A 26,014-nucleotide genomic window follows, 5' to 3' on the forward strand; every position below is an offset into this window, starting at 1 on the left:
TCTATGTCGGCGCTGCACGCTGCTTCTGTGCTGCTTTGAGTTATGGCCGTCTTGGCCGTGACTCAAACTTACGCCTGAGGGTGATTCAGCAGAAATCTTTTGTAGCACTAACTCATATCATCAGGATTGATAACGGGTTCAGCCCGCGGTTTACGCGGGCTGAAGCGTTTGTATCCTATTTGTCGCTCAGAAAATGCACATAAGAAGGTGCATCCACATCAAGTTTCTGCACCGTTTCGCCGATAATGCCGGTTTGCAGATCACGGCGTACCGTCACGATCTGGTTACTCTTCTGATTGGCGAACAGCATGAACTTGCCGCTGGGGTCGAAGCTGAACTCGCGAGGCTCCTTGCCTTCGACGGTGCGACGCTGGATTTCCTCGAGGATGCCGCTGGTGGGGTCGATGCGGAACACCACGACCTGATTGGCCTCGCCACGGTTGGTCACGTACAGGAACCTGCCGTCGGGTGAGGTGTGCAAGGCACCGCCGCCGTTCTTCTGGTCAACGCCCTTGTTTTTCATGTCCACGATCTGGGTCTGCTTGAAGCCGCCGTCCTGGTAGTCGAACACCACCACCTGAGCCGACATTTCCAGCACCAGCCAGGCATGTTTGCCATCGCGGCTGAACAGCACATGACGAGGGCCGCTGCCCGCTGGCAACTGTACAGTCGGCACCCTGGCAGGCTGCAGAGGTTTGGCCTGATCAGCGTCGTAGCGGTAGACGAACAGTTTGTCGGCGCCCAGATCGGCCGTTACCAGGTACTTGTCATCCGGGGTTGGCACCGCCAGATGAACGTGGGACGACGCCTGCCGTTCCGGATTGACCTTGCTGCCCGGGCCCAGTTGCAAGACCTGAACGGCGTCACTCAGCTGGCCATTCTTGCCGACCGGCATGACTGACAACGCGCCGCCCGGATCCGGGTTTACAGCGTAATTCGCCACGAACAGGTAGCGGCCGTCCTTGCTCAGGCTCGAGTGAGTCGGCTCCTCCCCTTTGGTTTCCACCTGGTTGATCGGCGCAACCTTGAAGGTCTTGGGTTCGATGGAGAAGCTGCTGACCTTGCCGACAGTGTCAGCCTGGCCAGGGCCGTTCTCGTTGACGACGAACAGGTAACGCTGATCTTTGGAAACCGTCAGCCAGGACGGGTTTTCGGTCTTGATCACCTGAAGCGGCTTGGGGTTGATCATGCCGGTCTTGCTGTCGAAGCCAAAACGGTAGATCCCCTCGCTCGCGCCCTGGGTATAGGAACCCAGCAGCAATTCGGAATCGGTCATGGTTTGAGCCTGCAGGGTGAAAGCGCTCATGGCACTGGCCATCGCCAGCCAAGGCAGAATTTTGTGGGGCATGGGGGCATCCCTTTTTGTTGAAGTTATGACGCCTGTCACGCGGCAATCAGCTCTATGACACTGACAACGGGGTGTAGTTTTGCAGGGCCTGCAATGGATCTGCGCTGACTAGCCTTCCGGCTGCCGGAGTCGGGCCTGCGTGTCGGCAGATGAGAGCCACGTGAACGCCATGCCCGGAACCAGCGTAGCCACGATTTCCTGCGTATGGTGAGTGAAATACTTGAGCTGACCGACAGGGTCGAGCGTGATGCCCGCCAGGATCAACGCGATGACAAGGCTGCTGACGGAAACACGCTGACGCGAGGGTTTGAGCGCCTGACGTGCAACCGGCAGCACCAGCACCAGCCCCACCAGAAACCATACGAACAGGCGCGGCATCAGGCGCTGACGATCCAGACCAACCTCCCAGAGCGCCCATACCGTGCTCAGCAACAGCATCAGGGTGAACAGCCAGACAGCGAAGCGCAGCCCGATTACCAGCAGAATACCGATGGCCGAGAAGCCGAACCCGCAAAGCATGTAGTAGAACGAACCGCCCAGGCCCGACAGCCTGAAGCCGCCGATGACCATGATCACGCCCAGCCCCAGCAGCAGGACGCCCAGAAATGTCGGCAACAGACGTGCACGACTCAACGCACCTTGAGTAGACATTGGATCTCCCTATCTTGTTTGGTCCGGCCCAGTCCATTGGGCCGACACTGGCGAAACCAGTGTGTACAGCGTCGAATCTAGCGGCTAACCGGTGAAGCGCACTTGATCTGGATCAAGCTTCGTCGGCGTCATCTTCATCGGAAGGCGTGAAGGCATCGAGGCAGACGATACGGTGGTCGGCGTTGCCATCATTGACGACCCAGCTTTGCAGCGAGTCGTCGAAGACCGCAGCCTTGACCTGATCCAGCGTGAAACGCCATACCTTGCGCTCGCGTCCGTCCATGCATTCGACGTTCAGCGCCTCACCCAGGGAAAAATCCCAAGCGTGAAGACCGTCGATTTCCAGCATCGAAGAAGCTTCAAGGGCAGCGAGCAAGGTGTCTGGGGTAGTGGTCATGAGCGTATCCGGCCTGCAAAAGCGCGAATGATAGGGCAATAGCTGAATGATTTGCCATGATCTTCACGAAGACCGCGACGGCAGTGACGACCAACGGACCGTGGGGTGGCTTGCCGGCGATACTGTTTCTGAGGCGACCTGTCAGCGACTTGACTGACGCCATCGCCGGCAAGCCGCCGCCCACATTTCACACGCATTCATCCAGCGACTCGCGTTTTATGGTCGCCGCGTTGAACGTCAAGGCTGCCCGCAGCTCACAACCTGCCAATCCCGCCCGGCTGGAACGCCGCTTCGCCAGGTGCCAGACCGTTGACCAGCGGTTTGCCGAACTCGGCCTGGCTGATTTCGAATTTATCCCCCGGCTGAGTCCGTACGCCGTCGGCGAAGGACAATGTCGCGGTGCCGAAGAAGTGCACGTGCACGTCACCCGGGCGCAGGAACTGGGCGTATTTGAAGTGGTGATACTCAAGGTTTTCCAGGCTGTGGCACATATTGGCCTCGCCGCTGAGGAACTCCTTTTCCCACAGCACTTCACCGTCACGCCATATCTTGCTGGTTCCCGACAGGTTCTGCGGCAGATCGCCGACGCGCAACTCAGGGCCGAACGAGCAGGCGCGCAGTTTGGAGTGGGCCAGGTACAGGTAATTGCGGCGCTCCATGATGTGGTCGGAGTACTCGTTGCCGATCGCGAACCCCAGCCGGTAAGGCTTGTGATCATGGCCGATCACGTACAGACCACTCAACTCCGGCTCTTCCCCGCCATCTTCAGCGAACGGCGGCAGCGAAAACGATTCACCCGGACGCACGACAATACTGCCGTCGCCCTTGTAGAACCATTCCGGCTGTACACCAGTCTCCCCGGCTTGCGGTTTGCCGCCTTCCACGCCCCACTTGAAGATGCGCATGGTGTCGGTCATGGCCGACTCGTCGCCCGACTGTTGGTGCATCTTGTCCCGTGCAGAGGCGCTGCCAAGGTGCGTCAGGCCTGTACCACTGACCAACAGGTGCGCCGGATCCGGATGATCCAGCGGCGGCAGAATGCGCAGCGCTTCCAGCAGTTGCGCGTAATCATGCGCTTCGCCAACCCCTCGCTGCTCGACCTGCTGCGCCAGCCCTGAACCGGCCTTGATCGCCGCCAGTGCCAATTCGCGCACGCTCTCGACGCCCTGCACTTCACGCACCTGATCGCCGTCCACCAGACCGACCCGACGCTCACCGTTGCTCAATTCAAATTGCACCAACCGCATGGAAATCTCCTTTCAGATAGTGGAAAGCCGGACCTAGCGCGCCTTGGCGCTGGCAGCAAACTCGGAGGCTGGCAGCACATGTTTGCGCTCCAGCACGTGATAAACGATGCCGGTCAGCACCAGGCCGAAAACCATGACGCCGGACAGGAAATACAGGCCTGACGCCAGGCTGCCGGTCACCTCTTTCAAGGCACCGATCACGAACGGTCCAATATAGCCGCCCAGATTGCCGACCGAGTTGATCAACGCGATACCGGCCGCCGCACTGGCACCGGCAAAGAAACGACCCGGCAAGGTCCAGAACACGGCCGTGCAGGAAAACAGCGCGAACGCCACGACACACAACGCCGCCAGTTGCGCGACCGGCAACGTCAGCCAGGCACTGCAGAACAGACCGAGGGCACCCAGCACATACAGCACCGCCAGATGGCCATAACGGTCGTTGAGGCGGTCGGAACTGCGCGGCACGATCAGCAGGCCGATGATGCCGAACATGTAAGGCACCGAAGACACGAAGCCAGTGGTCAGGTCACTGCCTCCGAACTGCTTGATCAGCGTCGGCAGCCACAGGCCAAGTCCATAGATGCTCAAGGTCACCGGCAGATAAAACAGCGCCAGCAACAGCACACGCTTGTCCTTGAGCGCATGCAGCGGATTGCCATGACGGGTCTGGCCATACTCTTCCAGATCCTTCTTCAGCTCGCCGGTCAGCCAGTCCTTCTCGTCCTGACTCATCCAGTTGACCTGCTGCGGACCGTCCGGCAGCCAGCGCAGCACCGGCCACGTCAGCAGAATCGCAGGCGTACCGATGACGATGAACAGCCACTGCCAGCCATGCAAGCCCAAAACACCATCCATGCCCAGCAGACCGCCGGATACGGGACCGGTGATCATCATGGCGATGGGTTGCGAAAGGATGAAAAGGCCGAGGATCTTGCCGCGATGACGAACCGGAAACCACTGGGTGATGTAGTACAGCACACCGGGAAAGAAGCCTGCCTCGGCCGCGCCCAGCAGAAAGCGCATCACGTAGAAGCTGTGCGGCCCCTGGACGAAAGCCATGCCGATGGTGATGGCGCCCCAGGTGATCATGATCCGGGCGAACCAGCGGCGTGCGCCAAAGCGTTCGAGCATCAGGTTGCTGGGGATTTCCAGCAGGAAATAGCCGATGAAGAACAGGCCTGCACCCAGCCCGTAGGCAGCGTCGCCAATACCGATGTCAGCGCCCATGTGCAGCTTGGCAAAGCCCACGGCAGAGCGGTCCACGTAGGCGATCAGGTAAAGCAGGATCAGAAAGGGAATCAGTTTGAACGTGATGCGGCGTATAAGCCGCAGTTCCTGGCTCATGAAGGCGGTCTCCCATTGTTTTTGTTATGGAACCTGCGGGGATCGCCTCAGTACCTGGGTGCCGATATGCAGCAACACCGAGGCAAGGGTCGTCCCTCAACTGAAAACGACTATATAGTAATACTATTTAAACTGACAACTCTTCCAATCGGCGTTTTTTAGGCTTACCTTAGCCAGCAGCATCGACATTAAGTCTTACAATAAGAGAGCCGATCATGTCTGACTCCGATAAAAAACCGACCCTCCGTTCTGCCCAGTGGTTTGGCACTGCCGACAAAAACGGCTTCATGTACCGCAGCTGGATGAAGAATCAGGGCATCGCCGACCATCAGTTTCAAGGCAAGCCGATCATCGGCATTTGCAATACCTGGTCCGAACTGACGCCCTGCAACGCCCACTTCCGTCAGATTGCCGAACACGTCAAACGCGGCGTGATTGAGGCCGGTGGCTGGCCGGTTGAATTCCCGGTGTTCTCCAACGGTGAATCCAACCTGCGCCCTACCGCGATGTTCACTCGCAACCTGGCGAGCATGGACGTCGAAGAAGCGATTCGCGGCAATCCGATCGATGGCGTTGTGTTGCTGACTGGCTGCGACAAGACAACGCCTGCCCTGCTGATGGGCGCGGCCAGTTGCGACATTCCGGCCATCGTCGTGACCGGCGGGCCGATGCTCAACGGCAAGCATGAAGGCAAGGACATCGGCGCCGGCACTATCGTCTGGCAGATGCATGAATCCTACAAAGCCGGCACGATCAGCCTGGATGAATTCCTGTCCGCCGAAGCTGGCATGTCCCGCTCGGCAGGCACCTGCAACACCATGGGCACCGCTTCCACCATGGCCTGCATGGCCGAAGCGCTGGGCACTTCGCTGCCGCACAACGCAGCGATTCCGGCGGTGGACTCACGACGCTATGTGCTCGCGCACATGTCCGGCATGCGCGCCGTGGATATGGTTCGCGAAGACCTGCGTCTGTCAAAGATTCTTACCAAGGCCGCGTTCGAGAACGCGATCCGGATCAACGCTGCCATTGGTGGCTCGACCAATGCCGTGATCCACCTGAAAGCCATTGCCGGACGCATCGGTGTCGACCTGGAGCTGGATGACTGGACCCGCGTTGGTCGCGGCATGCCGACCATCGTCGACCTGCAACCGTCCGGGCGCTTCCTGATGGAAGAGTTCTACTACGCGGGCGGCCTGCCCGCCGTACTGCGACGCATGAACGAGGCCGGACTGCTGCCCAACCCTGACGCATTGACCGTCAACGGTAAAAGCATTGCCGAGAACACCTGCAACTCGCCGATCTATGGCGAAGATCAGGTTATCCGTGCGCTGGACAACCCGATCCGCGCCGATGGCGGCATCTGCGTGCTGCGCGGCAACCTCGCACCACTGGGCGCGGTGCTCAAGCCTTCCGCTGCAACACCTGCGCTGATGCAGCATCGCGGTCGCGCCGTGGTGTTCGAGAACTTCGAGATGTACAAGGCCCGCATCAACGATCCGGATCTGGACATCGATGCAACCTCCGTCATGGTCCTCAAGAACTGCGGGCCCAAGGGTTATCCAGGCATGGCCGAGGTCGGCAACATGGGGCTTCCGGCCAAGCTGCTGGCTCAGGGCGTGACCGACATGGTGCGGATTTCCGATGCCCGCATGAGCGGCACGGCCTACGGCACCGTGGTCCTGCATGTGGCACCGGAAGCAGCGGCAGGCGGACCGCTGGCGGTGGTGAAGGAAGGCGACTGGATAGAACTGGACTGCGCCAGCGGCCGTCTGCACCTGGACATTCCTGAAGCGGAACTGGCGGCGCGCCTGGCCGACTGGCAGGCGCCACCTCAGTTGCTGCTGGGTGGCTATCGCCAGCTGTATATCGATCACGTCATGCAAGCGGATCAGGGCTGCGATTTCGACTTCCTGATCGGCAGCCGCGGCTCTGAAGTGCCGAGGCATTCTCACTAGTCGCTCTCCGACCTGAACGCTATGTCCTGAGCAGCGGCGGCCCTCACACGGGCGGCCGCCTTGGGCGATGCGCAGTGTTATGATGCGCGGCACTCACCGCCAGGATCGACGCACGTTCCCATGGACTACCGAAAGCCTTCAGACCGTAAAAGCATGCACGCGCGCATTGTCCAGGAACTGGGCATGCAGATCGTATCCGGTCGTTTCAAACCTGACGAAAAACTGCCTGCCGAGGCGCTGCTCTGCGAAGAGTACGCCGTTAGCCGTCCGGTGCTGCGTGAAGCCACACGGGTATTGGTTGCCAAGGGGCTAGTCTATTCAAGGCCGCGCGTCGGCACGGTGGTCAAGGAACGGCGCGAATGGCACCTGCTGGACCCGGATGTATTGCACTGGGTGATGCAGAGCTCGCCGCAGAATGAGTTCTTCAACCTGCTGACCAGCGTGCGTGCGGTGATCGAACCCGCTGTTGCGGCGTTGGCAGCGCAGCACGCGACGGATGAGGAAATCGAGTCGATCCATGAAGCGTATCAGCGCATGGAAGCGGCCCCGACGCCGGAAGACCTGCTGCAACCGGACCTGGATTTCCACAGCCGTATCGCCGACGCCACCCACAACGATCTGCTGGCTCACCTGTGCAACATGCTGTCGCTGGCATTGCGTGAAGCGCTGAAGTACTCGAACAAGCGGCCTAACCTGCATGAATTGGCCATGCCACGTCACAAGGCCATCCTCACCGCCATCCAGAACCGCGACGCCCTTGCCGCCCGCCACGCCTCGCTGGTGCAACTGGACGATGCGCGCAATGCACTGAGCGTGGTGCTGGGCGGGGTTTGATCCACGCCGTGCGCAGAACAGGGCCAGGCAGCTAGCGGCCGGTTGAGCGCAGAACCTGTGGGAGGCGGCTTGCCGGCGAAAGCGTCAGATCAGTCACTGATGAATCGACTGAAAACAAGCATCGCCGGCAAGCCGCCTCTCACGTTTTTTGCATTTATTACGCAGGCCCGTACACACTGAGCGCGCAGTGTGGGCACACCGACGTATCAATGCGAAAACAGTGAATTGCCCACCTTCCCGGCCATTTTCTCCGGCTTGATCAGGAACCGCGCCAGCGCTGGCAAGAGCCACAGCGCGCCGAACATGTTCCAGAGCAACATGAAGGTCAGCATCAGCCCCATATCGGCCTGGAACTTGATCGCCGAGAAGATCCAGGTGCACACGCCAATTGCCAGGCACAGACCGGTAAACAGCACCGCCTTGCCCGTGGACTTGAGGGTTTCGTAATAGGCTTCCTGCAACGGCAGTCCGGCGCGCAGGAAACTCTCGAGACGGCTGTAGATGTAGATACCGTAATCGACGCCGATCCCTACACCCAGCGCCACCACCGGCAGGGTCGCGACCTTCACGCCAATGCCCATGAACGCCATCAGCGCGTTGCCCAGCACCGAAGTCAGGACCAGCGGCAACACGATGCACAGCGTCGCCGCCCAGGAGCGGAAGGTGATCATGCACATGGCGGCCACGCAGATGTAGACCAGAATCAGAATGGTCAGCTCGGACTTCTTGATCACTTCGTTGGTCGCCGCTTCGATACCGGCATTGCCCGCCGCCAGCAGGAACTGCATGTCCGGGCGGTCGTTCTCCCTGGCGAAGTCCTGCACCGCGTGCACCGCCCGGTCGAGGGTTTCAGCCTTGTGGTCGTTGAGAAACACCAGCAGGGGCGCCAGCGAACAGGTGTTGTTGTACAGACCGTCGGCGCGGGCGATGGAGTTGTTGAGCACGTCCTTATTGCGCGACAGGGTTTCCCATTTCAGGTTGCCCTCGTTCATGCCCTTGATGACCTGCCTGGAAACCGTCACCAGCGAGATGGCGGACTGCACGCCCTGGGTGTTCTCCATTTTCCAGGCCAGCTCGTTGATCGCCGACATGGTCGGATAGGCCGAACAGCCTTCAGGTGGCGTCTTGACCATCACCACCAGCACGTCCGAACTGGTCGAGTAGTGATTGATGATGAACGCGTTGTCCTTGTTGTAGCGTGAATCGGGACGCAGCTCCGGCGCGCCCTGATCCAGGTCGCCGATTTTCAGGTTCTGGCTGTACCAGAGGCCGCCGCCGAAGGCGAGCAGCGCCAGCACAATGGAGACCGGCGCAACCTTTGCGCTGGCAAAGTTGGACAGCAATCGCCAGAACGGATGCTCGGACACCGCATCCTGTTTGCTGCGATTGATGGCCCGTTTGCTGATGCCTGCGTACGAGATCGCCACCGGCAGCAGGATCAGGTTGGTGAACACGATCACCGCCACACCGATGGAAGCCCCGATGGCCAGCTCGCGAATCACACCGATATCAATGATCAGCAGCGTGATGAAGCCCACGGCGTCGGCCAGAATCGCGATCATGCCGGGCAGGAACAATTGACGGAAGGTGCGCCTTGCCGCCATCAACGCGTTTTCGGCATCGCTGGATTGCAAGGCGATACCGTTGATCTTCTGCACGCCATGGGAAATGCCGATGGCAAAGATCAGGAACGGCACCAGCATCGAGTACGGATCTATGCCGAACCCTACGACATGCATCAGCCCCAGTTGCCAGATCACCGCGATCAGCGTGGTGATCAGTACGGCGATGGTGCTGCGAATGCAGCGTGTGAACCAGATCAGCAGCACAAGCGTGATCAGAAAGGCGATGCCGAAGAACATCACCACCATGAAAAGACCGTCGATCAGATCACCGACCTTCTTGGCGAAACCGACGATGTGAATCTTGATGTCGGGGTTCTGTGCTTCGTACTTGTCGCGGATCTTCTCTTCAAGCTGGTGCGAGAACTGCTGGTAGTCCAGCGCCAGCAACTTGCCCTGATCTGCCGGGTCCGGATAGGACTCCTGCAACGGCACATCAATGATGCTGGATTTGAAATCGTTGGCCACCAACCGCCCGACCTGCCCGGACTTGAGTATGTTGTTGCGCAACAGATCCAGGCTCTCATCCGAACCGTTGTAACTCTGCGGAATCACTTCGCCCCCGGCAAAGCCTTCCTCTGTCACTTCGGTCCAGCGCACGCTCGGGCTCCACAGCGATTTCAGGCCGGAACGGTCGACGCCGGGGATGTAGAACACCTCGTCGCTGATCTGACGCAGCGTCTCCATGTATTGTTTGGAAAAGATGTCGCCATTCCTGGCCTCCACCGAGATGCGCACGGTGTTACCCAGGTTCGCGAGATCGTTGCGGTGCGCCATCATGTTCTGGATGAACGGGTGGGACAGCGGGATCATCTTCTCGAAGCTGGTGGACGGGCGAACCTGAGTGGCCTGCCAGAACAGAAAAATACTGGCCAGCAGGCACAGAATGATCACGGCCGGGCGGTTGTTGAAGATCAGGCGCTCGAGAAAGGTCTCTTTTCCGCCGGAATGCTGGGTGTGTTGAAGATTGGTCATGCCTGAATGTCCCCGCCCTGAAAGGTCTTATTGTTGGGTCGTCTCGGCGCCCGTTGGCGAGGCGACGCGAACGCCTCCCTGACCTACCAGAATCAGATTGCCTTGAAGATTGGAGGTCACACCCGCCAGCGAGATCCGGTCGGGGCGGTTGAAGACCTGAAACGTTTCGCCGTCATCGTTGCTGCGCATCACACTGCCGCCATTGCCGACCAGCACGAGTGAGCCGTCAGCCAGCAGCGAAGCACTGGCCAGACCGAACTCCAGCGGACCGCGCGCGCCCTGCAGTTCGATGGGCTGCCACGTGTCACCGAAATCGGTGGAGCGGAAAAGGTTGCCGCGCAAACCGTAGGCCAGCAGCGTCGACGGACTGGCGGTGCCGATCACCCCGAAAAGCGAGCCCTGATACGGGCCTTCGAGTTTCTCCCAGGTCTGTCCTTCGTCACGCGAGCGAAACATGCTGCCAGCCTCGCCGACGATAAACAGCCCTGCGTCCTTGACCAGAGTGATGCCGTTGAGGTGGTATTGATCTTCGTTGTCCAGCCGATCGCTGACATCTTCCCAGTGCTGACCGCCGTCAGTGGTGGTCAACAAGGCACCGTAGGCCCCGATGGCCAGACCGTTCTGCAGGTCCTTGAACCAGACATCCAGTAAAGGTGCCTCGCGTGCCAGGTCTTCGAACTGCTTGTTCCAGCTCTTGCCGCCGTCGCTGCTGGCAAGGATCTGCGCGTCGTGTCCCACCGCCCAGCCGTGCTGTTCGTCGACAAAATAAACGGCGGTCAATAACTGGCGCGTCGGCACGCGGGCCTGGACCCAGCTCTTGCCCTGATCATCGGAATAAAGAATGTGACCGTGGTCCCCGACCGCAACCAGTCGAGCACCTGCGTGAGCAATATCCAGCAGCAGGCCACGGGCGGCTTTTGCCGATTCGATGGCGTAAACACTGGTCGTGCTGGCGGTTGCGGTTGGCGCCGGATCGGTCGCGGCCATGACCGGTGCAATCACCGCGCAGGCCATCAGGATTGTCAGGGACATGCCCGCGCGTAACCGGGTGCGCCGATAGACAGGCTCACTCATGGACGTTCCCCTCTTATTGTTATCAGGTCTGACACCGGCCCGCTCGTACGTATCAAACGCTCGCGAGCGCTCTGGCCGTACCTTTTGCAAGCCTCGCCATCCTAGGCAGTTTTGCAAATGCCTGACAATCGACATGTCGTTATCTTTTGTTAAGCGCACCCACTGTGATTGATGCGCTATCAGCGAGCCTGATACAGAAAGCGTCGATCGCCGTCAGTCAATGACGACGTGGGGCAGGAAACGGCTGGAGTCCTTGGTGATCAGGCTGTCGTCCTCCCGAATGCCGATACCCGAGGCCAGATCACCGATCACCCAGGAGCCGATCAGCGTATAGCTGTCGTCGAATCGCGGCAGCGGCGAGTACGCCTGTAGGATGTAGGGCGCGTCAGTGTAAGGCCCATCGACTGCGATGACCTGATCACCCGGCGTGCGTATCTCGATATTGGCACCTTCACGGGAGAAATACGGCTTGCGTACCCAGCCTTTGGGTACGGCCCGCCGAGGATCACGATCTACATGGGATTCCAGCAGGTTGGGATGGCCTTCGTTGAATTGCCACAGCAGCGGCAGAATGCCTTTATTGCTGAGAATGGCCTTCCAGGCCGGCTCGACGAACTGCGTGCCGCTGGCCGCTACGTATTCGCCGAACGACTCGTGGAAGATGTGCTCCCAGGCATGCAGCTTGAACAGACGTTCGATGGGCTGCGCTTCCAGGTCGACAAAGCGTCCTTCGGCGGTCAGACCGATGTCTTCGATGTCGATGTGTCGGGCGTCGATGCCGACATGAGCCGCCATCCGCCGCAGAAAATCGGTGGTGCCGCGGTCCTCGACGGAACCCGACATCGCCGAAAAATGAAACGGTCCCTGACGAGGAAACTCGGCGAATGCACGCACAAGGTCCTCGGCAATGGAATTGAACTGAGTGGCATGAGCAGGCAGAACACCGCGCTCCATCTGCTCTTCCAGCCACAGCAACTGCACGGCACCGGCCTCCATCAGGCTGGTCGGGGTATCGGCATTGATTTCGTACATCTTTGCCGGACCGATGCCATCGTAGGCGAAGTCAAAACGGGCATAAAGGTGCGGGTGCCCTTGCTTCCATGAGGTACGGATCAGGTCGAAGAACGACTCCGGGATGGCGAGCTGCCGCAGCAGCGCTTCGCTGTCCACGATCCGCCCCACGGCATCCATGCACATCTGATGCAGCTCCTGGGTCGGCGCTTCCAGATCGCGGGTAATCTGCTGTTCGGTGAACAGGTAATACCCGCGCTCATCCCAGTAGCGTTCGCCGTCGATGGTGTGGAAGTTGAATCCTTCCCGCTCGACGGTCGCTTGCCAGTCAGGTCGTTCTTCGATGCTGATCTTTTTCATGGGCCGGATCCGTCAGCCTCCAAAACTGCCACTGCTACTGCTGCTCTTGCCACCCCAGCCGCTGCGCGCCGACGCCTGACTGCCGAAGCCGCCGCGCGAGACCGTCGAAGACACCGATGAACCGGAACTGGAGCGTGATCCGAAGCTGGACCCCGAGCTCGAACCTGAACCTGAACCCGATCCGGAGCCGCCCAGACTGCGACCCAGCGTGTTCCTGTCGTAACTGCCGGAGCCTGAGCGTGCCTGGGTCGAACCGCCGAAGGTCTTGCCGCGCTCCATCTGGCTCGGCAAAGACGATCCGTAGTAACCGAACGAACCCGAGCTGCGGTCATCGCGTGTCTGGTAGATAGGCTGCGAGTAGTAACGGCTGCCGCCGCCAAAGCCGTTGCTCATCAGGTTGCCGATCAGCAGGCCGGTCAGCAGGCCTGTTGTACCGCTCATACCGGGCGGCGCAGACTGAGCGACCTCCTGCTGGGCCCGTTCCAGAGCATCCTTGGGCACATTACCTTCGAACCCCAGTTCGAACCCGCCCATTTTGGGCATGTACTTACCGTCGGAAGTGACCTGGCAGTAGTCCGGGATAAAATCAGCATCACACGAAGCCTTGTCATCATAGACCGGGGCAATGGCCCGGTGGTCCGACATCGCCTTCATGAAGGCGTCCGAGCAAACATCGACCGGAACCTTGGATTCGGTGCATTCCTGAACCGATTTGAAGCTGGCCCGTGCCGTGAAGTTGGGCTCCTCGTCTGCAGCGCCACAGCCGGAAATGGCCAGAGGCAGCGTGCTGACAAGCACCCATTTTACTGAACTGCGTCTCATCGATAATCTCCTTGACCGTCGCTGCTGTCAGACCGAGGGGGTCATGCAGGCTGCGTTGAGGAGACCGACACTGATCGCAACGCTGGCCGAATAGATTGCTGCAGCTGTTTCGCCCTTGGCAATGCGCGTCGACAGCCCTTTGAGCACCATGCTGGTTACGCCAAAAGCGGCCAGTTGCACCACCGCGGCGATTACCACCCAGACGATCACGTCCAGAATGCTGATGCTGTAGGTGATGATATTGCTGGCTGGCAGCGCGAAACCGATCAGCGACCCCCCCAGCGCCAATGCGGCGGCGCTGTTGTTCTCACGGATCAGCGCGAATTCCTTGTGCGGCGTGATGCGGCTGTAAATGAACTGGAACAGGGCGAACAGGATGGCCGCCACCAGGATGTACATCACAAAACCGAACACCGCAGTGGCGTTGAGCGACATACGAAGCGCGTCGATCATGAGGATTTCCTTGTCATAGAACGTTGATATCAGTGGATTGCAGCGTCACGCCAACCGCCGTGGTGAGGGTGATCTCACCCTCCTCGTCTTCCTCGACCGAGAACAGCAGGAACTCCCGACGATTGATCAGGCCTGTTTCGCGGGCGTACAGCATGCTCAGGTGTTTGACACGATAGGCACCGTCAGGGCTGACGACGTCTTCGTCCAGCGGCGTCAGTTCGGTCTGTCCGGTTTCGGTTCCCCATTGTCTTTCGAACACTTCACCTTCGTGCTCGTAGGTCGGCAGTCCGATCTTCGACGCAGGTCCGGTCAGGCGCAGCAACTCGTCCTTGCTGGTGATCGGCGAGGCACTGTAATAGCCGAACAGGATGATGTCCTGAATATCTTCAGGCGCGGGGCCATTGGTGACCACCTGCAGGAAATAGTCTTCGTTATCCAGATAGAAACGCTGAAGCGCCATGGACTGGCCAAGATCGATACGACCGACCGACCAGACCTTTTCGTCCCCTGGAATGACCACATAGGAATGCCCGTCGAGCAGCATCTTCAGCGAACTGTCCAGGCACAGCATGCGCCCGGACGCCAGGCCCAGAGGGCTGGAAAAACCCGTCGATCCGTTGGCACTGACCGACGTCTTGGGCGCTTCCAGCCCCATGGCACGTTTGAACCAACTCATAGTGCATCTCCTTGAAGCCGACTGGAGGCAATGTAGAAAATTTCCCCGCCGCGAACAGGCACGTCATTGGCGGGATTGATCTGAAACTGCGCCACGGCGCCAGCTCTGTAACCGATCAGCGTGGCGTTGAAATCCTGACGCAGGCGCATGTACAGGTCGCCGCAGGATGAGGTGTAGTCGTTGGGCAGCACATGGCGGAACTGCGTGGCACCCTCGCCGATGCACAACAGTTCGGTGATCACCGAACTGGAACCCGGGTCCTGAGACGAGCGGACCAGCATTTCGATGGCCATGTTCGAGGTACATTCCAGTTCGGGTGCATAGGTTCTGGCCAGTGCAGCCCGTTCGGAATTGTTGAAATGCGCCACGACATGTCCGGTCGGCCCGAGGCTCTTGAGGGTCAGCACGATTGCCAGGGTCAGGCTGTCGGACTGGGTGTGCACCAGAATCCGTTGCGCGCCTATGGCTCCGGCGCGCAGCAGCACGGCTGGCGAGTCCAGTGAATCGCCCTTGATGAACGAGGCGCGGCCCGGCATCGGGTTTTCGGTGATGATCGAATCACAGATCACCAACCCTGTGCGGCTGGTGGAGGTGTCCTGGCCCAGCAGTTCGACGATGCGTTCGCTGGTTTCACCGTCCCAGCCGACGAGTACGGTATGGCCGGTGAGAGCCGAGCAGTCGCCCTGTCCTTTCATGTTTCTTCTCCAGATGTCACCGACCGAAGTCGACGCCTTGCCAATGACGGTCGTCAGCAGGGCGATACCGCCCAGCATGATCCAGGTGGTGGTAATGAGCTTGCCCCACCCGGTTTTGGGCGACAGGTCGCCGTACCCGACCGTGGTCGCGGTAGTGAGGTAGAAGTAAGTGAAATCGACACCCTGAACCAGATGTTCTTCGCCCGCCAGCGTCAGCAGCAGCCAGGAGACGATGTAGTGCGTCAACAGCAGGACGCCAATGCCGGCCCAGCCGAATCGTTCGAAGAACACCGAGGCGTGGCGCCGAAGTAACAGCAGCAGGGTCATGCGTGCAAATCCATGATTCAGGTTCCCTTCCAGACGGGTCGGCAACGACGACCCGCAATCCACGGCATGCCCTTCAAACCACTCGGGTGGCTTCAGTCCGTAACGCTTTCGAATGCATCAGCCGGGCGACGCATATTCCCGCCAGCGCACCGGCCAGGTGCGACTCGAACGAAATACCCGGCATGGGGACGAATCCATAAATCAGTCCGCTGTAACCGGCCAGTGCGATCATCGCCAGAAGCAGGCTGACCAGACTGCGCTGATACCACGCACGCGCCAGTAAATAGGTCCACAAGCCGAATATCAAGCCGCTTGCACCGACATGAATGCTGGATCGAGCAAACAGCCATACCAGAAGGCCACCCAGTGCACAGATCAACCCTGCAACCCAGGCATAACGCTTCACGCCTTCGGTGGCCACCAGCCAGCTCAGCACCATGAACGGCAACAGGTTGCCAAGCAGATGCCGGAATGAACCATGAATGAAGGGCGCAAAAACGATGCCCTGCAAACCGGAAACCGTGCGCGGAATGATGCCGTACGTGACCAGATTGCCGGACGAGAATGCATTGACGAACTGCACGGCGACCAACAACAGCGACAACGCGAGGATGACCTTCAATCGTGCCGAAAAGCTCATCCGGTCTCCTCGCCTGTCTTCACTCGACGTTTACTGTGCAGGCGTCTGGCTTTTGGCTTTCAGACGCGCCAGCACGTCATCCGCACCGCCACTTCTGGCGCCAATGCCTGCTTCCTGAAGACGACGCTCCAGATCGCTGCCATTGGACTGACCGGCCAGCTCTTCAGCGGCTTCCAGCTTGGCGTCCTGCTCATCCTGACGCTGCTTGAGGCGGGCCAGCGAACCGACAGCCGTCTCGACCGCGCCGCTCGCGCCACCGGTGGCAGTCGCCGTTGCAACACGGGCTTTCTGTACGGTTTCGCGCGCTTTGGCCATTTCGACCTGCTGCTTGAGGCTCTTGATGCGCGACTCGGCTTTAGCGACCTGTTCCTGTAGCAGACCGACCTGCTTGCCGAACTGATCTGCCAGTTCCTTTTCCTGATCCCGCAGGGCCTCGATCTCGGCGATCTTGGTGGCGCATTCCACAGCCAGCGCCTCTTCACCCTTGTTCAGGGCCTGCATGGCGCGCCCTTCCCAGTTGGCAATGCTGGTGGCGTGTTCTTCCAGACGCTGTGCCGAAAGCTTGTGCTTGGCCTTGATGGTAATCAGACCGTCGCGAGCCCGGACCAGCGCGCTGTCTGCGTCACGGATTTCCTGGTCCAGGATGCGGATGGCGTTAGCGTCGACAATCGACTCGCCTACTTCGGATGCACCACCACGGACAGCGGTAACCAGTTTTTTCCAGATGCTTGTTGTCATGAATGCTTTGCTCCTGACAGGGATGTTCAGTAAATGAAGTGATCTTCGAAGGCTTCAGCCGCACGGATCACGTTGTCCGCAAGGGTCAGAATTTCCTGAACAATCACTGTGAGCGAAGACGCGGCGCTCAGTGCACCAAACAGGCAGTACACTTCTTGACCGTCAGCCAGCTTTTCGATCCCGACCGAAGACAGCGGAAACAGATCGCGACTGCGCAATACTTCGCCATTGAATGCGGCGACGTCCTTGATCTTGTTCACTTCGATCAGCGTGGCGTCGGCCAGAATCTGATCGCCCTCGACCGCGATGTAGACGGGCAGATCACCGAAGTCGGCCATGGTCAGCTTGATACCTGCCGCCTCACCCTCGATGACACCCATCTCGATCCTGCCCTCAGTGACCAGATCCAGTTCGGAAAAGGCTTTTTGCAGAGAGCTGATCGTCCAGTTGGTATTCTCGGTCATGAAATCCTCCAATTTGATCCTGTCACCCAGAAAGGGCTGTCTTAACGCTTTCTCGATCCCCCGCAGGGCATCGACATTTTCGGGCCGGATCCAGAACTCACGCTTGACCAGCCCGGCGTCCTTGAGTCGCTGACGCATTTCACGCATGTAATCGGTAGAGCTTTTCGAAGCCTTGGCCGGGTCAGTTGCGTTATCGCCCTTGGTTTTGCGAGGCATTGGCGCTTCCCCTAGTTGAGGGCCTTGGAACTGACATGCAACGTATCAGAAGTTTTCACGGCTGGATATATATCACATGTGAGATTTTTTGTAGGATCTGTCGCATTGTGACTGCGATAACTGCGCATGCAACCTCTGGTCTGAAACGCCCGGTCATACACTGCATAAAAAAGGGCCGTCCCCCACAGCGGACAGCCCTTCTGTTCAGGGTGCCGACATCACACCCTTCATCGCCTCGGCCTTACTCGGCCAGACTCTTGCTCACCACTTCATACACATCCGGCGACAGTTTGCCGGAAGCGAGAATGCGCTCCAGTTCAGCTTTCATCAGTGCCTGACGGGCGCTGTCGTATTTGCGCCAGCGCGTCAACGGGGCCAACTGGCGGGAGGCGATCTGCGGGTTGAAGCCGTTCAGTTCGATGACCAGATCCGCCAGGAAGCGATAGCCCGAGCCATCCGCTGCATGGAAGTTGATCAGGCTCTGGCCAGCGAAAGCACCGATCAGGGCGCGGACCTTGTTCGGGTTCTTGATGTTGAACGCAGGGTGCTGCATCAGGTCTTTGACCCTTTGCAGACCGCCCGGCTGGTTGCTGCCGGCCTGAACGCTGAACCACTGATCCATGACCAGCGCGTTGTCCTTGAAGTTCTCGGCAAACACGGCCAGCGCCTTGTCCCGCTCTTCGGTGAACGGCGAGTTCACCAGCACGGCCAGTGCAGTCAGGCGCTCGGTCATGTTGTCACTGGTGTCGAACTGGTCGATGGTCGCGGCCAATACCTGCGGCTTGCCGCTGAGCATGAGGTACGAAAGCGCGATGTTCTGCAATGCGCGACGGGCGAAATGCTCGGCTTCGGCGACGTAAGGCGTGACTTTCGAGATCTCACGGTTGGCCTGGTAACGCGCCCACAGACCTTCGAACAGACTGTCCGCCAATTGCTGACGAGCGAATTCACGCGCTGCGTGAATGGCTTCGACGTTGGCCACTTCGCTGATTTCAGTCAGGTAAGCCTCGCCCGGCAGCGACAGCATTTCCGCGACCATCGCCTGATCCAGTTGCTCGTCAGCCAGCACAGTGCCCAGTGCAGTCACCAGACGCTGGTCCATGACCAGTGCCTGGCCCTTCTGATGCTGAGCGATCATTTCCTGAAGGACCTGTACCGACAGTTGCTGACCGGCGTCCCAGCGGTTGAAGCCATCGCTGTCGTGCTGCATCAGGAACATCAGTTGATCGCGGTCATAAGGGAAGCTCAGCTTTACCGGCGCAGAGAAGCCGCGCAGCAACGAAGGCAAAGGCTTTTCAGTGACATCGACGAAGGTGAATGTCTGCTCGGCTTCGGTCACCGACAGCACACGCGTGCTGCCAGTGGCTGACGCTTCGCCCGACAGACGCAGCGCCATGTCGTGACCCTGGCTGTCCAGCAGGCCCAGTTCGACCGGTATCACGAACGGCTGTTTCTGATCACCCGGTTGACCCGGCGTGGTCGGGCAGCTCTGGCGGAAGGTCAGGCTGTAAGTGCCCGCAGCGCTGTCGTAGGACTCGCTGACCGCCAGACGTGGCGTACCGGCCTGGCTGTACCAGCGTTTGAACTGGGTCAGGTCGATGCCGTTGGCATCTTCCATCGCCTTGATGAAGTCGTCACAGGTCACTGCCTGGCCGTCATGGCGCTCGAAGTACAGATCACTGCCCTTGCGGAAGCCTTCGGCACCCAACAGGGTGTGCAGCATGCCGACCACTTCGGAACCCTTCTCGTAAACGGTCAGGGTGTAGAAGTTGGAAATCTCGATGAAGCTGTCAGGACGTACGGCATGCGCCATCGGGCCTGCATCTTCGGCGAACTGGTGAGTGCGCAGGTAAGCGACGTCCTGGATGCGCTTGACCGTGGCCGAGTTCATGTCGGCGGAGAAGCCGGCGTCGCGGTAAACCGTGAAGCCTTCCTTGAGTGACAATTGGAACCAGTCACGGCAGGTCACACGGTTGCCTGACCAGTTGTGGAAGTATTCGTGGGCCACGATAGCCTCGACGCGCTGGTGAGCGGCATCGGTCGCGGTCTCGGCACGGGCCAGCACGGCGCTGGAGTTGAAGATGTTGAGACCCTTGTTCTCCATCGCGCCCATGTTGAAGTCGTTGACGGCGACGATCATGAAGATGTCCAGGTCGTACTCGCGACCGTAGGTCTCCTCGTCCCAGCGCATGGACTTCTTCAGGCTGTTCATGGCGTGCTGGCACTTGTCGATGTTTTCCGGCTCGACGTAAATGCGCAGGGTCACGACCCGCTCGCTCATGGTGGTGAACGTGTCCTCGACACACCACAGATCGCCTGCAACCAGCGCGAACAGGTAGGCCGGCTTCATGAACGGGTCTTCCCAGGTCGCCCAGTGACGACCACCTTCTTCCTCGCCGCTGGCAACCGGGTTGCCGTTGGAAAGCAGGATCGGGAAGCTGTGTTTCTCTGCGCTGACAGTCGTGGTGAACTTGCTCATCACGTCAGGGCGGTCAAGGTAGTAGGTGATCTTGCGAAAGCCCTCGGCCTCGCACTGGGTGCAGAACATGCCGCTGGACTTGTACAGGCCTTCCAGTGCGGTGTTCGTTTCCGGGTGGATGCGCACGGTACTGTCGACCGTGAACCGCTCAGCCTTGGGGTGCAGGGTCAGGTGGTCTTCGGTCAAATGGTAATCGGCCTCCGTCAATTGGACGTCGTCCATGTTCACCGAAAGCAGCTCAAGGTGCTGACCGTCCAGCACCAGCGGCGGCAGACCTGCACCGCGTGCGGGGTTACGGCGCATGACGAGTTGCGCATGGACCAGCGAATGATCGTCGAACAGTTCGAACGTCAGGTTCGTCTCGTCGATGAGGTACTCGGGCGCCTGATAATCCTTCAGGTAGATCATGGTCGGTTGTTCGGTGCGCATGCTGGAATCCTTTTACTGATGCACGGCCAGTTGATAAGCCGTGTATTTGCGAATGTTGATCACGCCGGTATCGAAGATCAGGTATTGGCCTTTGATCCCGAGCAGCGTGCCCTCGGCAATCGGGTTCTTGTCCAGGTTGAAGCTCACGATCTTGGTCGGATACGCCTCGACCGGATAACGAAACTCGACGGGCTCGGCGTCATGAAGTAATTGGATGGCTTGCAGACCGAATCGTTCTTGCAATCCCAGCAGGCCCGCGCCGCAGGTTTCGAACAGCGCCTGACGGATGGCCTTGAGGTCCACCGGCTGGGCATCGCCCTTGAGCAAGGCACGCCAGTTGGTGCGATCGGCCACCTGACTGCGCAGCAGGTCTTCGACAAAGCCCGATTGCTGACGCGTGGCAACGCGCAGAATCGGCAGCGCCTGACTCGCCCCTTGATCCAGCCAGCGGGTCGGCAGTTGGGTGGAACGTGTGATGCCCACCTTCACGCCCGACGAGTTGGCCAGGTAGACAATGTGGTCAGTCATGCAGAACTGCTCGCCCCACGAAGGATCGCGGCAGGTGCCTTGATCGTGGTGGCATCTTTCCGGGCTCATGATGCAGACGTCGCACTGCGCCAGCTTGAGCATGCACGGGTAGCAATAACCCTGACTGTAGCTGGACTTGGTCTTGCGACCGCAGTGGCTGCAATGGATCGCACCCAGAAATTCCAGCCTGACCGTCTTGCCGATCAGCGGGTTGACGGCGATTTCAGTGTCGCCCAACCGAAAGGCGTACTGCACCAGCGACGAATCGTCCTGGCGCACGGACATCTTGTTGACGGCGCCACGTCCGATCTCGATCAATGGATGGCATCCGACTTGAACAGGATATTGGGCACCGGCGCTGACTTGGACGAGCATTCCTGCGGGCCCATGTAACCGGTGCGCTGGTCCTCAGGCAGGTTCTGCGCTTCCCAGGCGATCAACGCCTGCAGCGACAACTCGCGCTGCTCCTGGGTCAGCTTGCGACCGTCGGACCATTTGCCGATTTCCACGGCCAGTTTCAGGCTCTCGTAGATATCCGGGGTGATGTTTTCAATCATTTCTACAAAAGACGACATGGCGCACTCCAGAAAATAGCGGGCAATTCTAGGCCTTGCGGCGCGCAAGCGCACCACCCAGCAGGCCGGTGACACAACCGATGATCAGGCCGCCGACGTGGGCACCGTTGGCGATCTCGCCAAAACCGAGCATGCTCACCAGACCGGACATGCACAGCGCCAGCCAGACCAGCATCATCACCAGCACGCCGCGCGGCAGGCGATAGACAGGATTGGGCGCCAGCATCTGGAAAATCCAGCAATGGCCGAGCAGACCGTAAAGCACACCGGATAACCCACCGAACAGACTCGGACCTGATGACAGGTACTGAACATAGTTGGAGACAGCCGAGAACAACAGCGTCAGACCCAGTAAGTGCCAACTGCCCTGACGAATCTCGATCCGCCGCCCCAGCTCCCAGTACCACATGCCGTTCATGGCCAGGTGCAGGATGCCAAAGTGAATCAGCATCGGGGATACGATCCGCCACCACTGACCACTGGCCAGGGTCTCGTCCAGCGGCAGGAAGGTCGCGTAATCGCCCTGGACCCGGAAGTCCAGAAACGTCAGCCAGCGAATGGCTTCCAGATTATCGCCCAGCAACGTCAGGCCAGCGACGAGCAACGTGACCAGCAGCACCAGAGCCGTCACCGGGCAACGCCGCAACTGATGCATCAGGCCAGGACCGCCGGTGAGCGGTTGCTGAGTGCTGCCGGGCAATTGAAAGGCTTCGTCGCCCTGAGGGAAGCGCTCGTACAGTTCGCGCACTTCCTGCGCCAGGTCTGTGGAATCCGGCACCCAGAGCACTTGCTCCCCCACTTCTTCACTGACTCGGTGCGGAATCTGCAGACGGTGCAACAGGCTGACGAAACCGCTCAGGTCAGCGTTCAACGGCAAGCGCAGGGCTGCAACAGGACTCATCGTGAAACCTCGGGACGCTGTACATCGACCCAGACGAACTTGTCCGGATCGATTTGTGTTTCCTGATCCAGCCGGTAGGCGACCAGTTTGCCGTAGAGCACGGCGCTGTAATCCAGACAGGCCAGATTCGGGCGTATGGGTGCAGGAATGCCGCTGCGCCAGTAATGGCCGACGAACAGCATCGGCTCGTCAATGCCATAACGTAGCAGCGCATTCTTTTCGGAAGTGGACAGCGGGGTTTTGGCCACGCCCTCCGGCAACGCGTCGGGCTGGAAAACGATATCGCCATAGGTTTGCGGATCGTCTTCCCAGAATTTGGTGCGGAAAAAGGCACGGGTCAGGCCGTCACCACCGGTCAGGGTAAGGCCATGCGGCAGGCGCATGTCGGTGCCGCGCAGCAGGCGATTGAACACGTTGCTGGCAAAACTGCCGGGCACGGCCGACGCCTGGACGAAGTGTTTATCGATGCAACCGGTGCCGTGCAGGCCGCGCAGCGGGTCGATCAGGGTCGCATCCCAGCAGGCGTGCACCACCCGGAAACGCCCTGAATCGAGGTACAGCGGCAAGTCGTAGAACCACTCGACGAAGGCTTTCCACTCATCGGGATGCTGCTCGAACTGCGCCAGCGTCTCACCGATCAGCTTGGCGTGGCGCGGCGTATGCTCACGCACGAAACGGTGGCCGCTTTCCGGCAGCGCTGGCGTCATCCAGCCCAGTGCATTGAACTCATGATTACCCATGATGCAATACGCCTGACCGGCCTGGACCATGTCGTGAACAATATGCAGCGACTCGCGGATGCGAGGACCGCGGTCGATGATGTCACCGAGAAAGATCGCGATGCGCTCCGGGTGGCGCCACACGCCAGCCTGCAGGCGATAACCGAGAAGCTCCAGCAGATGCTCCAGGGTATGAGCACACCCATGCACGTCACCGATCAGATCGTAGCCACGCGCCGGATCGATCATCAGTCGCCTCCAGCACCAAGCCGGCTGCCCCAGCCGAGCTTGGTGCGGCAGACTTCGTAATAGTTATGGTCCAGAGGATGAATCAGGCGCAGCTTCTGCGGTTTCTTGCTGACCGTGATGGTGTCGCCGGGCGCACAAGTGAAATGGTTCTGCCCGTCGCAGGACACTTGCGGGTAGATGGTCATGTCCTTGGCCACCACGATTTTCAACTCACTGTTGCCGTCGACCACAATGGGGCGGCCGGACAAGGTGTGCGGATACATCGGCACGATGACGATGGCGTCGAGCTTGGGGTGCATGATCGGCCCGCCCGCCGACAAGGCGTAGGCGGTCGAGCCGGTCGGGGTGGCAACGATCAGGCCGTCGGCCTTCTGGCTGCACACGAACTGGCCGTCGATGTAGATCTCGAACTCGATCATCCGTGTGGATTTGCCGGGATGCAGCACCACGTCATTGAGCGCATCGCCCTGCCCGATCGCTTCGCCATGACGACGAACCTCGGCCTGCAGCAGAAAGCGGTTCTCGACCAGATAGTGCCCGTCCAGCACTTCGGCGCACTTGACCTCAAGCTCGTCGGGACGGATGTCGGTCAGGAACCCCAGGCTGCCTCGGTTGATGCCCAGTACGGGGACGTTGTGCCTGGCCAACGCTCGGGCGGCGCCCAGCAGACTGCCGTCGCCGCCGACCACTATCACCATGTCGCACACTTCACCGAGCATCTTGCGCGACGATGTCTGCAGGCCATGACCGGGCAGCACTTCGGCAATGGTCTCTTCAAGGATGACGTGAAGATGCCGGTCCAACAGGAATTTCTTGAGTCGGCGCACGGTATCGAGCACCTGGACACTGCCCAGGCGGCCGATGATGCCGATATTGCGAAATTGCTCCATGAGACTCCTGCTGCGGGTTCGAGACGGCTTGGAAAAGGGGATTATGGGCGAAAGCACCACGCAGCGGCAAACGGACGTGCAGCATCAGGCGCCGTTTCAGGGCTCTACGCCGGGAGATGGCACCCACTCTTGCATCTGATCACGCTCAGCGCCAGGGCAACCCGCCGTTGAGTCAACCAGAGGCAGGTTTTTCCAAAAGGCCATGTCCTTGCCTGCCCCCTTGGCCTGATACAGATTGATGTCCGCCGTCTTGAGCACTTGAAAAGCAGTTGACTGGGCGTCGATTTCTGCCAGCCCTGCGCTGCAGGTGAAGGGGTAACCGTTCGCTGCGTGCCTGATGGAATCCAGCAGGCGGCTCACATAGTTCCGTGCCTGGTGCTCGTTGCAGACTGGCAGGATCACACCGAACTCCTCGCCACCCAGACGGCCATACGCAAGACTGCCCACGGTTCTTTTCAGGCATGAAGCCATGCATCGCAGCACTTCATCACCGGCGTCATGGCCGGACTCGTCATTGATTCGCTTGAAGTCATCGATATCCAGCATCAGAAAGTAACCGGCACTCCGGGCTGCCAGATGCCCTTCCAAAGACTCCATCAGGGCGCGACGATTCAATATATCCGTCAAATGATCGATCAATGACAGTTCGCGAAAACGGCTTTCCAGTGACAGTACGTTTCGAATCGTGCGGGTGTAAGTGTGATTGAGCAGAATGCCGAGGCTGGTCGATGCAATAAACAACAGCGCGATGAATATATAAGCGACAGTGCCGGGCTCAATACCTTGCGCCGGAGAGAGAATGATCCAGGACAGCATCGTCACCACCACATAATCCCGGGTATAGACCATCAATAATGTCGATCCGAGAATAATCATTACCGCAATCGGCAATGCCCAATTGATGCCCATGGCACTGTTCAACTGGCTGGCTCTGGCAAAACAGCAGGCGACCACGACCACGAAGAGAACGCTTGCCAGCCGCCAGACCTTGAAATGTCTGGCGCGGCATTGCACGGCGCAGATCGAAAGAAGCCCAAGGGTAAGCACGACCTCCAGAGCGCCATAATGAACGCCTGGCGTCACCAACAGAACAATGACCCAACACAGGATCGCCAGACATTGCGCAAGTGCAACGGCGGGTGAGAGAAGATTTTTTATACGGGCCTGCATTTCACAGTTCATTGAAAACTCCAGGCCTTCCAAACCCTGCCATGACAAAGATTGCCACCTTCACCGCACCCGACTGTTAGCAACAAAATGGGCTTTCAAATCGGTTGCAACTCAGCGCCTGATTACAAACTCGTATTAAAATGCCAGCACCAAGATATGCCTGTCATTGTGACGACGCAATGATCGTCCTGTCAGAACTGACAGTGTGATAGCGAATTG

General features: G+C 59.4%; 24 protein-coding genes. 2 read left to right on the plus strand and 22 right to left on the minus strand.

Annotated elements, in window-relative coordinates; translation table 11 throughout:
* Window positions 1-175: 175 nt before the first annotated feature.
* From KDX39_RS04325 to KDX39_RS04345, 5 genes are all read right to left on the minus strand, one after another.
* On the minus strand, window positions 176-1,348 hold the full coding sequence (locus tag KDX39_RS04325) for a lactonase family protein (RefSeq protein ID WP_231659509.1): 1,173 nt from the start codon (window positions 1,346-1,348) through the stop codon (window positions 176-178).
* Window positions 1,349-1,456: 108 nt separating this feature from the next.
* Entirely contained in the window at window positions 1,457-1,999 is a 543-nt protein-coding gene (locus KDX39_RS04330) for a hypothetical protein (RefSeq protein WP_231659510.1), read from the minus strand.
* Window positions 2,000-2,111: 112 nt separating this feature from the next.
* Window positions 2,112-2,396, minus strand: a complete 285-nt coding sequence (locus KDX39_RS04335) for a DUF5629 family protein (RefSeq protein WP_231659511.1) — start codon at window positions 2,394-2,396, stop codon at window positions 2,112-2,114.
* Between the two features lie 254 nt (window positions 2,397-2,650).
* A complete protein-coding gene (araD1, locus tag KDX39_RS04340; protein ID WP_099228101.1) occupies window positions 2,651-3,643 on the minus strand; it encodes an AraD1 family protein in 993 nt (330 codons plus the stop codon).
* A 33-nt stretch (window positions 3,644-3,676) separates the two neighbouring features.
* Window positions 3,677-4,990 (minus strand): MFS transporter, encoded by a 1,314-nt coding sequence (locus KDX39_RS04345; RefSeq protein ID WP_099228099.1) that lies wholly within the window; start codon window positions 4,988-4,990, stop codon window positions 3,677-3,679.
* Between the two features lie 215 nt (window positions 4,991-5,205).
* Here KDX39_RS04345 and KDX39_RS04350 point away from each other — a divergent pair, with 215 nt between their 5' ends.
* Both KDX39_RS04350 and KDX39_RS04355 read left to right on the plus strand, forming a co-directional pair.
* On the plus strand, window positions 5,206-6,948 hold the full coding sequence (locus KDX39_RS04350; RefSeq protein WP_231659512.1) for an IlvD/Edd family dehydratase: 1,743 nt from the start codon (window positions 5,206-5,208) through the stop codon (window positions 6,946-6,948).
* A 120-nt stretch (window positions 6,949-7,068) separates the two neighbouring features.
* Window positions 7,069-7,782: a FadR/GntR family transcriptional regulator gene (locus KDX39_RS04355; RefSeq protein ID WP_231659513.1), complete on the plus strand. Its 714-nt coding sequence runs from the start codon at window positions 7,069-7,071 to the stop codon at window positions 7,780-7,782.
* Window positions 7,783-7,988: 206 nt separating this feature from the next.
* Here KDX39_RS04355 and KDX39_RS04360 read toward each other — a convergent pair whose 3' ends face one another.
* From KDX39_RS04360 to KDX39_RS04440, 17 genes are all read right to left on the minus strand, one after another.
* Window positions 7,989-10,379 carry an efflux RND transporter permease subunit gene (locus KDX39_RS04360; protein ID WP_231659514.1) on the minus strand — a complete coding sequence of 797 codons (2,391 nt, stop codon included), beginning with the start codon at window positions 10,377-10,379 and terminating at the stop codon, window positions 7,989-7,991.
* A 27-nt stretch (window positions 10,380-10,406) separates the two neighbouring features.
* Window positions 10,407-11,453, minus strand: coding sequence for a WD40/YVTN/BNR-like repeat-containing protein (locus KDX39_RS04365; protein WP_231659515.1), 1,047 nt, complete (start codon window positions 11,451-11,453; stop codon window positions 10,407-10,409).
* A gap of 213 nt (window positions 11,454-11,666) precedes the next feature.
* Window positions 11,667-12,824, minus strand: a complete 1,158-nt coding sequence (locus KDX39_RS04370) for a glutathionylspermidine synthase family protein (protein ID WP_231659516.1) — start codon at window positions 12,822-12,824, stop codon at window positions 11,667-11,669.
* Between the two features lie 12 nt (window positions 12,825-12,836).
* On the minus strand, window positions 12,837-13,646 hold the full coding sequence (locus KDX39_RS04375; RefSeq protein ID WP_231659517.1) for a DUF1190 domain-containing protein: 810 nt from the start codon (window positions 13,644-13,646) through the stop codon (window positions 12,837-12,839).
* A 27-nt stretch (window positions 13,647-13,673) separates the two neighbouring features.
* On the minus strand, window positions 13,674-14,099 hold the full coding sequence (locus tag KDX39_RS04380) for a DUF350 domain-containing protein (protein WP_184319287.1): 426 nt from the start codon (window positions 14,097-14,099) through the stop codon (window positions 13,674-13,676).
* A gap of 13 nt (window positions 14,100-14,112) precedes the next feature.
* Window positions 14,113-14,775, minus strand: coding sequence for a YjfK family protein (locus KDX39_RS04385; RefSeq protein ID WP_231659518.1), 663 nt, complete (start codon window positions 14,773-14,775; stop codon window positions 14,113-14,115).
* Window positions 14,772-15,797, minus strand: coding sequence for an ion channel (locus KDX39_RS04390; protein WP_210040634.1), 1,026 nt, complete (start codon window positions 15,795-15,797; stop codon window positions 14,772-14,774). The genes KDX39_RS04385 and KDX39_RS04390 overlap by 4 nt, the downstream gene beginning before the upstream one ends.
* A 73-nt stretch (window positions 15,798-15,870) precedes the next feature.
* Window positions 15,871-16,437 (minus strand): rhomboid family intramembrane serine protease, encoded by a 567-nt coding sequence (locus KDX39_RS04395; protein ID WP_231659519.1) that lies wholly within the window; start codon window positions 16,435-16,437, stop codon window positions 15,871-15,873.
* Window positions 16,438-16,467: 30 nt separating this feature from the next.
* Entirely contained in the window at window positions 16,468-17,175 is a 708-nt protein-coding gene (locus tag KDX39_RS04400; protein WP_099228085.1) for a PspA/IM30 family protein, read from the minus strand.
* A 26-nt stretch (window positions 17,176-17,201) separates the two neighbouring features.
* A complete protein-coding gene (locus KDX39_RS04405) occupies window positions 17,202-17,855 on the minus strand; it encodes a YjfI family protein (RefSeq protein WP_184319281.1) in 654 nt (217 codons plus the stop codon).
* A gap of 241 nt (window positions 17,856-18,096) precedes the next feature.
* Window positions 18,097-20,763, minus strand: a complete 2,667-nt coding sequence (gene pepN, locus KDX39_RS04410; RefSeq protein WP_231659520.1) for an aminopeptidase N — start codon at window positions 20,761-20,763, stop codon at window positions 18,097-18,099.
* 12 nt (window positions 20,764-20,775) lie between these two features.
* Window positions 20,776-21,609, minus strand: coding sequence for a DUF2797 domain-containing protein (locus KDX39_RS04415; RefSeq protein WP_210070209.1), 834 nt, complete (start codon window positions 21,607-21,609; stop codon window positions 20,776-20,778).
* Window positions 21,606-21,866 carry a YeaC family protein gene (locus tag KDX39_RS04420; RefSeq protein WP_004884522.1) on the minus strand — a complete coding sequence of 87 codons (261 nt, stop codon included), beginning with the start codon at window positions 21,864-21,866 and terminating at the stop codon, window positions 21,606-21,608. Before KDX39_RS04420 ends, KDX39_RS04415 begins: the two co-directional genes overlap by 4 nt.
* Window positions 21,867-21,894: 28 nt before the next feature.
* Complete coding sequence (locus tag KDX39_RS04425; RefSeq protein ID WP_231659521.1) at window positions 21,895-22,767, minus strand: rhomboid family intramembrane serine protease; 873 nt, start codon at window positions 22,765-22,767, stop codon at window positions 21,895-21,897.
* Window positions 22,764-23,735, minus strand: a complete 972-nt coding sequence (locus KDX39_RS04430) for a metallophosphoesterase (RefSeq protein ID WP_231659522.1) — start codon at window positions 23,733-23,735, stop codon at window positions 22,764-22,766. The genes KDX39_RS04425 and KDX39_RS04430 overlap by 4 nt, the downstream gene beginning before the upstream one ends.
* A complete protein-coding gene (locus KDX39_RS04435) occupies window positions 23,735-24,625 on the minus strand; it encodes an NAD(+) kinase (protein ID WP_004884525.1) in 891 nt (296 codons plus the stop codon). Before KDX39_RS04435 ends, KDX39_RS04430 begins: the two co-directional genes overlap by 1 nt.
* A 96-nt stretch (window positions 24,626-24,721) precedes the next feature.
* Window positions 24,722-25,807, minus strand: coding sequence for a GGDEF domain-containing protein (locus tag KDX39_RS04440; protein WP_231659523.1), 1,086 nt, complete (start codon window positions 25,805-25,807; stop codon window positions 24,722-24,724).
* Window positions 25,808-26,014: the final 207 nt, after the last annotated feature.

Source organism: Pseudomonas sp. CDFA 610 (assembly GCF_021147865.1).
Taxonomy (GTDB): domain Bacteria; phylum Pseudomonadota; class Gammaproteobacteria; order Pseudomonadales; family Pseudomonadaceae; genus Aquipseudomonas; species Aquipseudomonas alliivorans.